This is a genomic window from Geobacillus sp. PLS 41 (assembly GCF_056494105.1).
In genome coordinates, this window is sequence record NZ_CM151395.1 from 3,427,326 (window position 1) to 3,442,240 (window position 14,915).

14 protein-coding genes and 1 riboswitch are annotated in these 14,915 nt (G+C 54.1%); of the genes, 1 reads left to right on the plus strand and 13 read right to left on the minus strand.

What is annotated here, in order from left to right; translation table 11 throughout:
- Positions 1 to 97: 97 nt before the first annotated feature.
- The 10 genes from ACVX3G_RS17120 to tenA form a co-directional block, all read right to left on the minus strand.
- Positions 98 to 1,153, minus strand: coding sequence for an RNA-guided endonuclease TnpB family protein (locus tag ACVX3G_RS17120; protein WP_014194752.1), 1,056 nt, complete (start codon positions 1,151 to 1,153; stop codon positions 98 to 100).
- Between the two features lie 520 nt (positions 1,154 to 1,673).
- The gene (locus ACVX3G_RS17125; protein ID WP_011230130.1) at positions 1,674 to 2,699 is read right to left on the minus strand and encodes a thiazole biosynthesis adenylyltransferase ThiF; all 1,026 of its coding nucleotides are present in this window, start codon (positions 2,697 to 2,699) and stop codon (positions 1,674 to 1,676) included.
- Positions 2,696 to 3,463 (minus strand): thiazole synthase, encoded by a 768-nt coding sequence (locus tag ACVX3G_RS17130; RefSeq protein WP_013146257.1) that lies wholly within the window; start codon positions 3,461 to 3,463, stop codon positions 2,696 to 2,698. Before ACVX3G_RS17130 ends, ACVX3G_RS17125 begins: the two co-directional genes overlap by 4 nt.
- Positions 3,464 to 3,465: 2 nt before the next feature.
- The gene (thiS, locus tag ACVX3G_RS17135) at positions 3,466 to 3,669 is read right to left on the minus strand and encodes a sulfur carrier protein ThiS (RefSeq protein WP_011230128.1); all 204 of its coding nucleotides are present in this window, start codon (positions 3,667 to 3,669) and stop codon (positions 3,466 to 3,468) included.
- Positions 3,666 to 4,799 (minus strand): glycine oxidase ThiO, encoded by a 1,134-nt coding sequence (gene thiO / locus ACVX3G_RS17140; RefSeq protein ID WP_011230127.1) that lies wholly within the window; start codon positions 4,797 to 4,799, stop codon positions 3,666 to 3,668. The genes thiS and thiO overlap by 4 nt, the downstream gene beginning before the upstream one ends.
- 3 nt (positions 4,800 to 4,802) lie before the next feature.
- On the minus strand, positions 4,803 to 5,408 hold the full coding sequence (tenI, locus tag ACVX3G_RS17145; RefSeq protein WP_011230126.1) for a thiazole tautomerase TenI: 606 nt from the start codon (positions 5,406 to 5,408) through the stop codon (positions 4,803 to 4,805).
- 16 nt (positions 5,409 to 5,424) lie between these two features.
- Complete coding sequence (locus ACVX3G_RS17150) at positions 5,425 to 6,207, minus strand: energy-coupling factor transporter transmembrane component T family protein (RefSeq protein WP_011230125.1); 783 nt, start codon at positions 6,205 to 6,207, stop codon at positions 5,425 to 5,427.
- Positions 6,207 to 7,658 (minus strand): ABC transporter ATP-binding protein, encoded by a 1,452-nt coding sequence (locus tag ACVX3G_RS17155; RefSeq protein ID WP_011230124.1) that lies wholly within the window; start codon positions 7,656 to 7,658, stop codon positions 6,207 to 6,209. The genes ACVX3G_RS17150 and ACVX3G_RS17155 overlap by 1 nt, the downstream gene beginning before the upstream one ends.
- A 14-nt stretch (positions 7,659 to 7,672) precedes the next feature.
- Entirely contained in the window at positions 7,673 to 8,263 is a 591-nt protein-coding gene (locus ACVX3G_RS17160) for an ECF transporter S component (protein ID WP_011230123.1), read from the minus strand.
- Positions 8,264 to 8,286: 23 nt separating this feature from the next.
- A complete protein-coding gene (gene tenA / locus ACVX3G_RS17165; RefSeq protein WP_011230122.1) occupies positions 8,287 to 8,970 on the minus strand; it encodes a thiaminase II in 684 nt (227 codons plus the stop codon).
- A gap of 106 nt (positions 8,971 to 9,076) precedes the next feature.
- Positions 9,077 to 9,184, minus strand: a riboswitch (TPP riboswitch).
- A gap of 142 nt (positions 9,185 to 9,326) precedes the next feature.
- Between tenA and ACVX3G_RS17170 the strand changes: the two genes are divergently transcribed.
- Complete coding sequence (locus tag ACVX3G_RS17170) at positions 9,327 to 10,511, plus strand: class I SAM-dependent rRNA methyltransferase (protein WP_025038991.1); 1,185 nt, start codon at positions 9,327 to 9,329, stop codon at positions 10,509 to 10,511.
- 63 nt (positions 10,512 to 10,574) lie between these two features.
- On the opposite strand, the gene ACVX3G_RS17175 is transcribed toward ACVX3G_RS17170, so the two are convergent.
- The 3 genes from ACVX3G_RS17175 to ACVX3G_RS17185 all read right to left on the minus strand — a co-directional run bounded on the left by ACVX3G_RS17175 (position 10,575) and on the right by ACVX3G_RS17185 (position 14,787).
- Positions 10,575 to 11,780 (minus strand): MFS transporter, encoded by a 1,206-nt coding sequence (locus tag ACVX3G_RS17175; RefSeq protein ID WP_014194966.1) that lies wholly within the window; start codon positions 11,778 to 11,780, stop codon positions 10,575 to 10,577.
- 273 nt (positions 11,781 to 12,053) lie between these two features.
- Positions 12,054 to 13,721 (minus strand): glycoside hydrolase family 13 protein, encoded by a 1,668-nt coding sequence (locus ACVX3G_RS17180; protein ID WP_011230119.1) that lies wholly within the window; start codon positions 13,719 to 13,721, stop codon positions 12,054 to 12,056.
- 139 nt (positions 13,722 to 13,860) lie between these two features.
- Positions 13,861 to 14,787: a ketopantoate reductase family protein gene (locus ACVX3G_RS17185; RefSeq protein ID WP_011230118.1), complete on the minus strand. Its 927-nt coding sequence runs from the start codon at positions 14,785 to 14,787 to the stop codon at positions 13,861 to 13,863.
- Positions 14,788 to 14,915: the final 128 nt, after the last annotated feature.

Genomic DNA, 14,915 nt, shown 5'->3' on the forward strand with positions numbered 1-14,915 from the left:
TTCGGACAACGCCCAAGTTTAGGGGTGTGTCATCACCCCGTCCCATCGGGTTAGGATGTACCCCCATGGGCGGCGCACCTGTGACCAGTGCGCTAGGTTAGGAGGCGAAGCCCGAAATCGCTTTGGCGATGTTGATGGCGCCATTCAAGTCGGCGTGGAGAGTGTATCCACACCTTTGGCATCGGAAGCAGATGCCGTTTCGGTTCGCTTTCTCTCGATGTCCACATTTACACGTTTGGCTCGTATAAGTTGGATTCACCCACTCCACCCGAATGCCTGCCATTTCGGCTTTATAGGCAATCATCGTTTGTAGTTGGTGAAATGCCCAAGAATGAAGGCTTCGTCCTGCTTCTTTAGCCGATGTTGCCCGTTTCCGAATGCCTGTCAAATCTTCCATCCGAATCACGCCAACACCGTTGGCGAGCGCAACATTCACGATTTGACGGCTGATTTTGTGATTTTGATCCTTCATCCAGCGGGACTCTTTGCGGCCGATTTTGCGAATCATCTGGAGCTTCTTGGCTTTGCCCAACGTTCGCCGCAAAGCCGCATATCGTCGGCGCACAAAGGCGCATTGGTTCCCTTTGAAAAACCACGATTTCGTTCCCACGCTGGCCACGGCGATATAGCGAAGCCCTAAATCAACTCCCATCACCTTTGTTTCGTGTCGCGGTTCCACTTCAAATGTGACCGCAACAGCCAAGTACCATTTCTTTCTCTTTTTGTAGAGCTTGGCGGCCCCTTGTTTGACGGTTCCGTCCAGCAGCCGATTCAGCCACGCTTCTTGGTAGGGGCGCGCAACCACTGGCACGCCAATTCGCTTCTCCAGTGTGGGGAAGGAAACCGTGTACAACGCTCCTTTCTTTTCCACCTTTACGTTTTGATTGTTAAAGCAACACCATAATGTTTGAAAATTATGTGTTTTCTGGTTTTTCTTTTGGGACTTCACTTCTCGAATCGTCTGATTGACGACGGCGGAAGGAAACCGCTGCGACGAAAACTCTTTAAATAGTTTGCTCGTTGCTTGATTCAGCTCGGGATGATTCAACAGCCAATTCGCAAACGCGGTATTCACTTTTGTCATCCGTTCATACATGTCTTGTTTGGTTTTCGTCGGCTTGTGCAGTTCCAGCCTTAGTGTGATCGTCGGCATGGATTCACCTCCTTGCAGCAATGACAGGATGCCATTTCCATATGAAGAAAACGGCTCACTTTCATCCCACGCCTAAAGAGCGTGGGCTTTCTCGTTCGCGAATCTGTAAAAGCCACACTTGCCGCGCTAAGCGGAAACAAAGCGATGCGACCGGCAGCAGCCGTTTTCGCTCTTCCTATCTTAAATATAACAAATTTTTCGCCAACTGACTATAGCTGGCGAGTTGTCCTTCCATATAAATCCAGACAACCAAAAAGAAAAATGCGCCGGATGAACCGAGGCGCATCATGATTCAAGCCAACAGGAACCAATCAAATACACAAGAACAAGCAATGAGGCAATGTTGAATGTCACCGACCACTCGGCCATTCGTCTTCCCCTCCCTTTTCTTCCCCTCTTTCATCGTACCATATTGCCGGCGGGAAAAGCAGGGAGGAGAAGGGTGTCTTTTTGACAGTTTGATGAACAAAACAAGGGCGTCCTCCCATCAATGGACGCCCTTATTTCATTTTCCCTCGTTTCAACCTAAATAGCGGTAATAGATCGCCTTTGCCTCCTGCACGTCTTTCGTGCCGTGCACAAGCGCACGGCCGTCGCGAAAGACAACCAATCGCTTGTCGCCGAGCGAAACGGAGACAAGATACGGGTTCGCTTCCGCTTGAAGCCCTTGGCGGCGAAACAGCTCCGCCAATTCATTCAAGTCGTACTGGCGCGGGGCAGGCGGACGGATTTGCACAGAATCGCGCCCGCACAAGACGGCAGTCTTCGTCCGTTGTTCATAGGAAAGAAACGGATAAGATGGATGACGTCCGCACGTCGGGCAACCGTCCTTTTTCACCCCGTCAATGCGAATGGAGGCGTATTCGTTCGTCCAAAGGTCAAACGAAACGAGCTTGCCGCGGAGCGCCGACCAGTCCTCCACTAAAATTTTTAACGCCTCAGCCATCTGATAGCTGACAACCATTTGCACCGCTGGGCTGATAATGCCGGCCGTATCGCACGTCAATCCCCCTTGCGGCACCGTTTCAAGCAAGCAATACAAACAAGGCGTGCGGTTCGGAATGAAGGCGCAGCTTAAACCGTAACTGCCGACACAAGCGCCATAAATCCACGGAATGTTGTACTTGTAGGCAACGTCATTGATGACAAGGCGCGTATCAAAATTATCTGTCGCATCGATCCATAAGTCAGGGCGTTGCTTGAGGGCGATCGTTTCCAATTCTTCTGGGCCGGCGTCGCCGACAATGGCCTCGATCTCAACCTCGCTGTTGATTTGTTCAAGGCGCCGTTTGGCGGCGATCGCCTTTGGCAGCCGCTCCTTCGCATCCGCTTCGCTGTACAGTTGCTGGCGTTGCAAATTGCTCCATTCGACGTAATCGCGGTCAATGATTGTCAATTTGCCGATGCCGGCGCGAACGAGCGCTTCGGCGTTGCCTGTGCCGAGCGCTCCGGCGCCGACTAACACGACATGCTTTCCCCGTATTTTCTTTTGCCCTTCCTCGCCAATCGGTGCAAATAGTTGCTGCCGGGAATACCGTTCGTTCAAACAACACTCATTCCTTCCGTTGGACTGCTCGCTGACGCGTACCGTTTTTTCGGGATGCGTCCGGCTTCATAGCCGAGCCGGCCCGCTTCCACCGCCAGCTTCATCGCTTTCGCCATTTTCACTGGATCGGCCGCGCCGGAAACAGCGGTGTTCAAGAGCACCCCATCCGCGCCAAGCTCCATCGCCAGCGCCGCGTCCGCCGGTCCACCGATGCCGGCGTCGACAATGACCGGCACGTTCGCCTGCTCAATGATAAAGCTCAAATTGAGCGGATTGATGATGCCTTGCCCAGACCCGATCGGCGAGGCGCCCGGCATGATCGCATGGCAGCCAAGCTCCTCTAGCCGCTTCGCCAGCACGACATCATCGGATGTGTACGGCAACACGATAAACCCTTCCTCAAGCAGCATTTCCGCCGCTTTCAACGTCTCGATCGGGTCTGGGAGGAGCGTTTTGTCGCAGCCGATCACTTCTACTTTTATCATATCACACAATCCGGATGCCTTGGCGAGTCGGGCGATGCGCACCGCTTCTTCGGCCGTTTTCGCCCCGGCGGTGTTCGGCAAAAGCTTATATTTGCTTAAATCGAGCTGCTCTAAAAAGTTCGGCTGCTCCGGGGAAAAGATGTTCATCCGCCGGACGGCGAACGTTAAAATTTCCGCCCCTGATGCTTCCACCGCTTCTTTTTGCACGTCCAAGCTCGGATATTTGCCCGTGCCGAGCAACAGCCGCGAAGAAAATTCATATGGGCCAATTTTCAACATCATCAACCGCCTCCTACAAAATGAACGATTTCCACGCGATCACCATCGCATAGCACCGTCGTCCCATACTCATGTTTTTGGATGATGCGGACATTGACTTCGACGATGCAAAGCTTGTTCTCAAGCCGGAAATGGGCAAGCAAATCGCCCACCGTTTTCACCTCGTCGGGCACGGCGACCGTCTCCCCGTTAATCACTAACGTCATTCCACCCCCACCTTTCCGATATGGCGTGTCAACGAAAATGGCGCAAGATCAAACGCCGTCTCTTTCCGCTCCACTAAGTCGGCGACAAGCAGACCGGTCAATGGGCTGAGCAAAATGCCGTTCCGGTAATGTCCGGCAGCGACGAATAAGCCGCGCCGCTCCGGATGCTCGCCTAGATAAGGCAAGCCGTCTTCGGTCTGCGGCCGAATGCCGCTCCATGATGCCACCCATTCCGCCTGTTCGATGTCCGGAACAAGGTGGGCGGCGCGGTGAAGCAAGTTCATCACCCCACCGGCCGATACACGTCGATCGAACGTGCCGGGCGTGGACGTCGCTCCGATGAGCAGCCGGTTTCCTGATTTCGGAACGATGTAGCAGCCGTTTTTCGCAAATACAGTCGTTTGCAACAACGGAACCGGGGCGCGCACCATGACGCATTCTCCTTTGACCGGATAAACGGAAAGCGAAAGCCCGACCCGCGCGCCGAGCCGCGCCGCCCAAGCGCCGGAAGCGATGACGACCGCCTCGGCGGCAAACGTCCCGCCTGTTGTGTCTAACACATGCCCACTGCTGTCGGAACGGATGTCGAACACTTCCGTATACTCGTACAGACAAGCGCCGGCGGAGGCGGCGGCATAGGCAAGAGCGGCGGCCAAATCCGGAGCGCTCACTTGCCCATCGCCAGGGATGTACATCGCGCCGGCAAGCGCTTCCGCCGCAAGACGCGGCTCCATTTCAAGCGCCTCCCCTTTCGTGAGCCACTGCACCGGTTCGCCTATGCCCCGCCAAAATGTATAATGGCGATAGAGATCGTCTGCTTCCTCTTCCGTTGTCGCTAGTTTGATCAATCCTTTTTCGACAAGGCCGATATCGATGCCGGTCCTCTCCCTCAGCTCTTCAGCCAAGGCCGGCATGAGAGCTCGGCTTTGCAAGGCAAGCGGCACAAGCGGGCTTGACGTCGAAAACTCGGATTGCGCCCCAAGCATGCCGGCTGCCGCGCTTGACGCCCCGCTTCCCATCGTTCCTTTTTCAAAAATGGCGACGCGATGCCGCCGCTTGGCGAGCTCAAAACCGATGGCCGCCCCAATCACCCCGCCGCCGACGATCGCGACGTCATACCGATGCGTCATCCCCTATCCCCTCCCTTTCACGATGTCTGCCAGCCGTTTAGCCTCAGCAACGGGGTCAGCAGCGAAAAAAACAGCCGACAATACTGCCACCCCGGCTGCGCCCGCTTCCAGCACCCGACGAGCGTTGCCGGCGTGAATGCCGCCAATGGCGATGACTGGAATGGACACGGCGGCCGCGATTTCCGCAAGCGAGTCCAGACCGCGCGGCGGCAAACCGGGCTTGCTGTCCGTCGGAAAAATATGGCCATACAAACAAAAGTGAGCGCCATCCTGTTCGGCCTGTTTCGCCTCCTCCGACCCGTGCACCGAGCAACCAACCGTCAAGTCCGGAAACGAGCGGCGGACGGCGCGCACCGGCAGGCTGTGATAAGCAAGCTGCACACCTTTGACACCGTAGACAGCGGCGACATCAACCCGGTCATTGACGATGATTTTTTGCAGCGGCACCCCGACGCGAAGCAGTGCCGCGACAAACGCCGCCACTTCACGCGCCGTCTTCCCTTTTTCGCGAATATGAATCAGGTCGGCATACGGATGGGTGTGCGCACAAATCGCGGCAAATTCGTCAACCGTCTGACGCCCGGTGGAAACGAAATGGAGAACCCCCATCGCCATCCCTTTCTTTCTACCGTACATCGCTTATAGAAATATACGGATAATGAACACCGACATAGTAGGCGGCGAACATCAAAGCGGCAAACAAGGCGACAAGCCAAATATCATATTTGCCGAACCCGATTTCATAATAAAACGTGCGCCGCCCGCTGCCGGAAAATTGTTTCGCTTCCATCGCCACGGCGATGCGCTGGGCGCGGCGGATGCTTTGCGACAACAGCGGAATGGCGTAGCGCTTCACTTTGCTGAGGACGCCCTTATTCGGCACGCCGCGCACTGTTAACGCATAGCGGATCGCCTGAAACTCTTCAAGCATAATCGGCAATAGGCGAACGGCCGCCAAAAAACTGTACGCATACTTTGGCTTCAGTCTCAACTGCTGCATGAGCGAATAAAACAACGGAACCGGCCGGGTCGTCAGCGAAAAAATCAATCCGAGAAGCCCAAGCGCCAAAGCGCGAAACCCGATGTGCACCCCGCGCCAAAAACTTTCCGCTGTAACATGGATGAGCCCCCAGCGAACCCATGTCGTCGTTCCCTCGCCAAACATCATCATCGATGAAGCCGTCGAAACAAACACGAGGAAAAACGGCAAAAACAGCCAAAACAACACATTCGCCGGATAGCCGGTGCCAAAGCAAAACAAAACGAAGAGAGCGAGCGAAACGTTAATCAGCACGTTCGGGTTATGAATGAACAAGACAGCGAAAAAGAGCACGACAAGCACAATGAGCTTCAAACTCGGGTTCGTCTCATGAAGCCATGTCTCGCGGCAGCGAACCTCCCATTTCATCACCCTGCCCCACCTTCCGCCAACACCGGCTCTCGGATGTCAAGCCGTTCGTCCCGAACGAGCGCCCCATCTTCAATCACCCACTGTCTCGTCGCAAAGCGGCGGACGATTTGTTCGTCATGTGTAACCATCATGATCGCCGCCCCTTGTTCACGGTATGCTTCAAGCATTTCGAGCAACGCGAACGTATTTTTTGCATCTTGCCCAAATGTCGGCTCATCAAGCAAAAAGAGGCGCTGGCCGGCGACGATCGAAGCGGCGACGCTCAACCGCCGCTTTTGTCCGACCGACAGTTGGTACGGGTGCTGGTCTTGCTGCTCAACAAGGTCAAATTCACGCAACAGACGGTCGACGATTCCCTCAATTTCCTCTTTCGGCCGCCCCTCAAGCCGAAGCGAGTAGGCGAGCTCTTCGCGAACGGAATGGGCGACAAATTGCCATTCCGGATTTTGGAAAACAAACGCAATATGGCGGTAAAGCGGGTGTTGCCGCTTGATGTCGGCGCCTAGCAGCATATACTCTCCGTCCGTGCGGATGAGTTGCATAAGCGCGTGCAGCAACGTGCTTTTACCGGCGCCGTTTTTTCCGGTGACGGCAATCCATTCGCCGGCGTGCACCGTTGCTTCAGGAACATAGATTTTCGCCTCCCGGCCGCGGAACCCGCGAAAACGGGCGAGGCGAAGAAGCTCCTCGCCTCGATGGCGATTTCGCCGCCTTGCCGTCCGGTCATAGTCATCCCAGACGCCTGGATACCAAATCCCTTCAGCGGCAATGACGTCTTTATAGTCGGAAAACACCGCCTTCGCCTCGCCGTCGGCGATGATGCGCCCATCGCGGCCGAACAAGACAATGCGATCCACAAAGTCGAGCACATGGTCAATTTTATGCTCGACGATGATGACCGTTTTGCCGCGGCCCACCTGCTTCACCGTTTGCCATACCGCCTTCGTCCCTTCTTCATCAAGCAGCGCCGTCGGCTCATCCAAAAACAAGACATCCGGCTCAAGCGCCAGCACCGAAGCAAGAGCCAATCGCTGCTTCATTCCACCGGAAAGCGTATGAATATCCGTATGCGGAGCGATCTCCAAACCGACTTGGTTCAGCAGGGCACGGATGCGGACGGGCATCTCGTGGCGCGGCACGCTTCGATTTTCGAGGGCAAAAGCGATTTCCTCGTCCGCATACGGCATGCAAAATTGCGCATCAGGATCTTGGAAAACATAGCCCCACCGTTCCGGCCGCTTAAGGCGCTCCGCTTTCATCGGCACATCGATCGAGCGGGGAATGATGCCAGCCATCACTTGCAATAATGTCGACTTGCCGCATCCGGACGGACCAAGGAGGAGCACTTTCTCCCCCTCGGCAATCGAAAGCGACAAGTCGCGAAACAGCAGCCCGTCGCTCCCGGGAAATTTCAGGCGCAGCCGATCAATCGCAATTGCTTGTTTCATCGCCATTCGCCGCCTTACCGGTTCAATGCATCGTAATCGTCTTTCGAGGCCGGCCGCCACATTTGCGTCACTCCGGTTTTTTCGAGCGCTTTCGCCAATGAAACAGCAAGCACGCCGGAGATGAGGATGGCGCCGATAAAACGCGCCAGCAAAAAGAGCGCCATATTCCATGGGGCGAGCGCCTCAATATAGCCTTTGTAAAAGTCCATGATGAGCGAGCCAATCGTCGCCCCGACCGCGCCGAGCGATACAACGAACGTATCAAAGCGCCGATAGCGGAAGGCGGCAAAGACGAGCTCGGCCAACAGCCCTTGAACGACCCCGTAAATGAGCACTTCAAGCCCCCATTGCGATCCCATGATCAGCTCGCCGGACGAAGCCGCAATCTCCGCGAGCAACGCCACCCCTGGCTTGCGAATGAGCAAATAAGCGAGCGAGGAGGCGATAAACCACATGCCGTAAATGAATTGATCGAGATGAAACCCTACTGCTCCCACCGCGCTATATAGCGGTCCCCATAATTTGTAAATAACGCCAAACACAATCGCAATGACGATCGTCGTTAAAATATCCACCAATCTTAACCCTTTTGTCTTCACTTCCATCCTGTTCTCCTCCTTGTCTCACGTCAACGGCTCGCCGCCAATTCAGCCGACGGCCACTGCTCAAGCCGATACGCCATCTCCCAAAACTCGTACTCATATTCGCTGCTGATGAGGAAATGCCGCTTCATCCGATGGCGATCCTCTTCGGTGACCTCGTCAGCGATGTCGTCAAGCCGCGCGATTTGCTCTTCCACAAGCGAGCGGAACCAGTCCGAACTGTAGGTGCCGATCCATTTTTCATAAATCGGATCGTTCGGGCGGCACGTTTTCAAGCGCTCGCCAATTTCGTAATACAGCCAGTAGCACGGCAAAATGGCGGCGATAACATCACCGAGATGCCCTTCGTACGCCGCGCGGTACATGTGCGACGTATAGGCGTACGCCGTCGGCGCCGGAATGAACGCCGCCCTTTCCTCTTCTGTAATGCCCAAGAGCTCGGCGAACGTTTCATGCAGAGACAGCTCGGCTTCGCACGTGCTTTGTGCATGGTGCGCCAACCGGGCTGTCGTCGCCAAATCCGGCGATTTCGCCGCCCCGATCGCCTGCACGCGGGCAAAATGGCGCAAATAATAGGCATCTTGCATCACGTAATAGCGAAACTTCTCGCGCGCAAGCGTCCCTTGGCCAAGCTCCTGAACAAACGGATGGCGGAAACTCGCCTGCCAGATCGGATCGGCCGCTTGGCGCAATTGTTTGGCAAATGACATTCGTTTTCCCCCTTTTTGGCAAAATAAAAACGCCGCTTCCTTTGCCGATTGGCGTAAAGAAAGCGGCGTGGGCATGCGACGTTGGCAAGGCAAAGCCTAGCCTTGCTGTGCTGCTCCTCCACTTCCCTACGCTGGCATTACCCAGATCAGGTGCTAAGGGTCTCAAAGGCACACTTTGATCTCAGCCTTTCTAAAGGCCCCCCTAGTGGATGATGGTGCAATTTTCAGTTTTCTTTACACTTAATCATACCATGGCACGAACGATTGTCAATCTTTTTTTCTCCGACGTTGCGCTATGCGTTGCAATCCGCTATGATGGAAACGCAGCAATTGACGACGGAATGGGAGTGGAAACGATGGCGAAGGTCATCCTGAAAAGAGAACGGAAAAAACGGCTTGAGCAAGGGCATCCATGGATTTTTCAAAGTGAAGTTGACCGCATCGAAGGCGATGCTGCGCCGGGCGACTTCGTTGACGTTTACAATCATCAAGGGTATTGGCTGGCGAAAGGATATATCAACCCCGCTTCGCAAATCATCGTCCGCGTCTTGACGCAAAACCCAAACGATGAACTCGATGAGCGCTTTTTCATCGACCGCATCCGTCAGGCGTGGGCGTACCGTGAACGGATGATTCCCGGCGTTCGCTCCTGCCGCGCCGTCTATGGCGAAGCCGACTTTTTGCCCGGATTGATCGTCGACAAATATGAAGATGTGCTTGTTGTGCAAATTTTGGCGCTCGGCATGGAAAGGCGGAAAGACTGGATTTTGCGCGGCTTGCTTGACGTGTTTGCCCCAAGGGCCATTTATTTGCGCAACGATGTGTCCGTTCGGGAGCTTGAGGGTCTCAAACAAGAAAAAGGCTTTTGGTACGGGGAAGCGGAAACGGAAATCGAAATCGAGGAAAACGGCGTGAAATACATCGTCGATATTGAAAACGGACAAAAAACAGGCTTTTTCTTCGACCAACGGCAAAACCGCGCCGCTCTTCGTCCGCTCATCGGTCCGGAGACAACCGTGCTCGACTGCTTCACCCATACCGGCTCGTTTATGCTAAACGCTTGTCTGTATGGGGCAAAACATGCTACTGCCGTCGATATTTCTGAACATGCCATCGAAACAGCGAAACGGAACGCCGCGTTAAACGGATTCACGAACGTTGAATTTGTCGTCGCCAACGCCTTCGACTATTTGCGCGAATCGGTGCGCGCCGGCAAACAGTGGGATGTCGTCATCATCGACCCGCCGGCGTTCGCGAAATCGGCCCATGCCGTCCCGAAGGCGCTGCGCGGCTATAAAGACATTAACTTAAACGGATTGAAGCTTGTCAAAGACGGCGGCTTTTTCGTCACATCAAGCTGCTCGTACCACGTCCGCCCGCACCTATTTCAAGAGATGATCGCTGATGCGGCATTTGACGCGAAAAAAGTGCTGCGCCAAGTATATTGGAACGGCGCCGGCTACGACCACCCGAAACTCCTTGCCGCGGAAGAAGGCGACTACTTAAAATTCGCCATTTACGAAGTGCATTCCCGGCGGTGACGAGCCGCACTCAAAGGCCGTTTCGATGCGCCGCTGGGCAGAAAAAACGCCTAGGGGTTATCCCTAAGCGTTTTTTCGTTCCCTGGGGCGAAGCGATTGTTCTTTATGCAAGACCGACAGATAGACAAGCATCGAAAGGAGCACCGAACCGCTAGCAGCTAAATAAATGCTCGGATAGCCGAACCAATGGCTGATTTGGCCAAACACCATCGCCCCAACGCCAACGCCTAAATCAAAAAAGGAGAAAAATGTCGCGTTCGCCATTCCCTTGCGGTGGGCAGGGGCCCGCTCGACGGACCACGCCTGCAGCCCGGGCTGCACCATGCCAAAGCCGAAACCGTACAGCACCGCCGCCAAAAGCAACGCCCATTCTCCCGGCAGCCAAGCGAGAAGAAGCATCGCCAGCAAAATAAGCCCCGCACCAGGGAGAAAGACGGCCCGATGCCCTTTTCGGTCATACAACTGGCCAGCGAACGTTCGCGTCACCATCAAGGCAAGCGCATAAAGCAAAAAGTACAGCTGCAGGCCGCCGATCTGCTTTTGCGCCGTATATAGAGGCAAGAATGAGGCGATGCCGCCGAACGTCACCGTCAAGAAAAACAACAGCACCGACGGAGTTAAAGCGCTTTTTTCGTACAAATCCCATCTGTTCGCCCCTTTGCCATGCACGGCTTCCACTTTTTTATACGTGATCGCGGCGGCAAACAGCACCGAAGCGACTCCAAGCGCCGCACAAATGGCAAACAGATGGCTAAACGGAATCATAGCGGCAAGCACAAGTCCAAGCGACGGACCAAACGCCAAGGCGATATTTCCGGACAGCCCGTAATAGCCCATTCCTTCCCCGCGGCGGCTCGCTGGAATGATGTCCGTCGCCACCGTTCCGGAAGCGGTTGTTGAAAACCCCCAGCCGATTCCTTGGACGACCCGCATCAAAAAGAGAAGGAAAATGCTTGAGATCAAGCTGTAGGAACCGACAGAAATGACAAAAATGAGAAGACCCAATAAAAACACAAACCGGCGCCCTTTCGTCTCAAGCGCATGGCCGGCGAACGGACGGACGATGAGCGCCGAAAACGTAAACACACCAACGACAACGCCAATCAGCTGATCGTTGCCGCCCAAATGCTCGACAAACAGCGGAATGGTCGGCAGCGTCATTTGAAACCCAAGAAACACAAAAAAATTGGCCAAACAAATCAAAACGAAATCTTTCGTCCATATTTTTTCTTTTTGTTCTGCAATAAGCGGCTGCTGCTCCGCTCCCATACCGATCCCCCTTGCGAACTATGTATTTCGTGTCCCTTAATATTTGTTAGTATAACATAATCATATGCCGCCGTTTAAGCAAAATGTGATTTCACCGTTCTCCCGGCAGGATGACGCCAAAAAAGCCCCGCCCAGCCGGCGGTTTCCCGGGTGTTGTTTGCGCAGCATCATCCTTCTATTATGCATGAAGAAAAAAGCCGCCGAAGAATCGGCAGCCTTTACCATCCTTTCCGTATTCATTGATTCATTCAACACGGAAAGGCAAATTCCTTCTTATTCTTTCCAGATGTATACGCGCGCCTCGTACGGCTTCAGCTTAAAACGCGTCGCATTTTTATGCGGACGGACCGGGTAGTTCGAAAGCGCCAAATCGCTTGACTGAAGGCGGAAGCCGTCATAGCGGTAAAGTGAAGGACGATCGGATACGTTGACAATGATAAGCGCCCGATCGCGGCCAAGCGTTCTTGTGTACGCGTAAATGGATGGGTTGTTTTCCAAAAGCAGATCGTAGGTTCCATAAACAAACAGCTCGTTCGCTTTCCGAAGCTGAATCATTTGTCGATAAAACGACCATACCGAGTTCGGGTCGCGCCGCTCGGCCTCGACATTGATCGTACGATAGTTTTCGTTCACCTTGATCCATGGCGTACCTGTCGTGAATCCAGCGTTTGGGGCACCAGACCATTGCATCGGGGTGCGCGAGTTGTCGCGCCCGGTTTGCCAAATGATCTTCATCACTTCCTCATGTGTCCGGCCGTTCGCCCGTTCGAGTTCATACAGACGCAAGGCAGCGACATCGCGGTAGTCGCGAATGTCGGAGAATTGCACGTTCGTCATCCCGATCTCTTGCCCTTGGTAAATGAACGGCGTCCCTTGCATGAAAAAGTAGAGCGCGCCAAGCGCCTTCGCGCTCTCCGCCCAATACTCGCCGTCATTTCCCCATGTCGACACTGATCGAGGCAAGTCGTGGTTTTCCAAAAAGAGCGCGTTCCACCCACGGTTTTCCAATCCTTTTTGCCATTTCGTCAACGTCCGCTTCAGCCGGCGGACATCGATCGAACCATCGGCTTTCCTTTTCCAAAGCCCTAAATGCTCAAACTGAAAAATCATATGAAACACGCCGTTTTCTTCCCCGACCCATTGTTCGGCCTCATCAACCGTTACTCCGTTCGCCTCGCCGACCGTCATAATGTCATATCGTGCAAACGTTTGCTCTTTCAACTCTCGCAAATACTCCATAATCCCTGGCTGGTTCATGTGCGCAGCAAATGACGGCACGTACTTCAGCCCCTTCGGATTTGGCAAATCGGGAAGACCCGGCTTTTTCTTAATGTGGGAAATCGCGTCGATGCGAAAGCCGTCGATGCCTTTATCCAGCCACCAGTTGATCATGTCATACAGCGCTTGGCGCACCTCGCTGTTTTCCCAGTTCAAATCGGGCTGTTTCACATCGAAAAGATGTAAATAGTACTGACCCGTCCGCTCGTCATACTGCCATGCCGAGCCGCCGAAAATGCTTTCCCAGTTGTTCGGTTCGCGCCCATCTTTGCCGTCGCGCCAAATGTACCAGTCGCGCTTCGGATTGTCTCGCGATGACCGCGATTCGATAAACCACGGATGCTCATCACTCGTATGATTGATGACCAAATCCAAAATGATTTTCAACCCGCGCCGATGGGCTTGGGCAAGCAATTCATCGAAGTCATCCATCGTTCCAAACTCATCCATAATGGCATAATAATCGCTGATGTCATATCCGTTATCGGCGTTCGGCGACCGGTAAATCGGACAAATCCAAACGATGTCGACTCCAAGCTCCACCAAATAATCCAGCTTTTCGATGATGCCGCGAAGATCACCGATGCCGTCGCCGTTGGCATCCATAAAGCTGCGAGGATAAATTTGATACGCAACGCCTTCTTTCCACCATGTTTTTTTCAAGGCTGCCTCCTCCTTGTGCACACGTTTTCACTATTAACTGTACACTATATTGGTGCGGTAAACAACTTCTCTTTTTCTCAAAAAACAGCCGTTTGGCGGGGCTGCACGCTCCTGCCAAACGGCTGGGTTGAACAACTGGTCACTCACCGGTTGCGCGGCTCGCTTCGTAAATTTTTAAATTGTGATATACCACCTCGAGCATCGGAGCATGGATGCCATGCCGCTTCGCCAATGCTAGCAAATACCCTTGCAAATGATCGGCTTCAATGAGCTGTCCTTTTTCCATATCGCGCTGCATGGACGATTTCATCGTTGGGGCGATCTGCTCGAGCTGGGTGCGCTGCCGCTCGGCCATTTCATCGGTCAGCGGCGCCCCATGCGCCTGAATGATCGTTTTGATTTCCCGAAACAGCCGATCGATGATGACGCTCCCGTACTCCCCGGAACGGATCGGCCCGATCGGGGCGCGGAACAGCGTTGTCACGCCCGACATCGTCGCGATAAACAAATATTTGTTCCACATATCAGCTGCAATTTGTTCGCTTAGGCGAAAGCAGGCGTTAGCGCCGGCAAACAACGATGCAAGCACCTCCGTTCGCTCGCTCCGCCCGTTTGGCCATTCACCGAAACGCATCTCATGCGCCGGGCTCGTTTGGATGATCTCCCCTCTCTCGTTTAACGTCGTTTCGATAAAGCAAAGCCCGCCTAAGACATTCTCGCGGCCGAACGCCTTCCATAACGCATCCATATGGGCCATGCCATTTAACAACGGCAAAATCATCGTCGCCTCTCCAACATACGGTTTCGCGTCGGCGATGGCGCCGTCTAAATGGTACGCTTTGCTTGAGAACACGACAAGATCAAATGGCTCGGCCGATTCGCCGGCAACAAGCAATTTCGGCGCCAATCCCACATCGCCATGGACACTGTGGATGACAAGCCCATATTTCTCCAGTTCCTGTTTTCTGCGCTCGCGAACAAGAAACGTTACGTCCACCCCTTTTTCAAGCAGACGGCCGCCGAAATACCCGCCGACCGCTCCTGCTCCGACAAACAGAATGCGCATCATATGTACAGCTCCTTTCTCCACTGAGGGTTGATCCAACGCTCCCAACGTCTTTCACAAAAACCATGCCGCCAATCGAACATTTTCTCAGCGATGATGAACAAGAAGAAAAAAAGGAAGAAGGGAAC

Coding starts and splice junctions, on each gene's coding strand:
- ACVX3G_RS17120 (WP_014194752.1), bottom strand. CDS start 1,153: ATGCCGACGATCACACTAAGGCTGGAACTGCACAAGCCGACGAAAACC.
- ACVX3G_RS17130 (WP_013146257.1), bottom strand. CDS start 3,463: ATGTTGAAAATTGGCCCATATGAATTTTCTTCGCGGCTGTTGCTCGGC.
- thiS (WP_011230128.1), bottom strand. CDS start 3,669: ATGACGTTAGTGATTAACGGGGAGACGGTCGCCGTGCCCGACGAGGTG.
- thiO (WP_011230127.1), bottom strand. CDS start 4,799: ATGACGCATCGGTATGACGTCGCGATCGTCGGCGGCGGGGTGATTGGG.
- tenI (WP_011230126.1), bottom strand. CDS start 5,408: ATGGGGGTTCTCCATTTCGTTTCCACCGGGCGTCAGACGGTTGACGAA.
- ACVX3G_RS17150 (WP_011230125.1), bottom strand. CDS start 6,207: ATGAAATGGGAGGTTCGCTGCCGCGAGACATGGCTTCATGAGACGAAC.
- ACVX3G_RS17155 (WP_011230124.1), bottom strand. CDS start 7,658: ATGAAACAAGCAATTGCGATTGATCGGCTGCGCCTGAAATTTCCCGGG.
- ACVX3G_RS17160 (WP_011230123.1), bottom strand. CDS start 8,263: ATGGAAGTGAAGACAAAAGGGTTAAGATTGGTGGATATTTTAACGACG.
- tenA (WP_011230122.1), bottom strand. CDS start 8,970: ATGTCATTTGCCAAACAATTGCGCCAAGCGGCCGATCCGATCTGGCAG.
- ACVX3G_RS17170 (WP_025038991.1), top strand. CDS start 9,327: ATGGCGAAGGTCATCCTGAAAAGAGAACGGAAAAAACGGCTTGAGCAA.
- ACVX3G_RS17175 (WP_014194966.1), bottom strand. CDS start 11,780: ATGGGAGCGGAGCAGCAGCCGCTTATTGCAGAACAAAAAGAAAAAATA.
- ACVX3G_RS17185 (WP_011230118.1), bottom strand. CDS start 14,787: ATGCGCATTCTGTTTGTCGGAGCAGGAGCGGTCGGCGGGTATTTCGGC.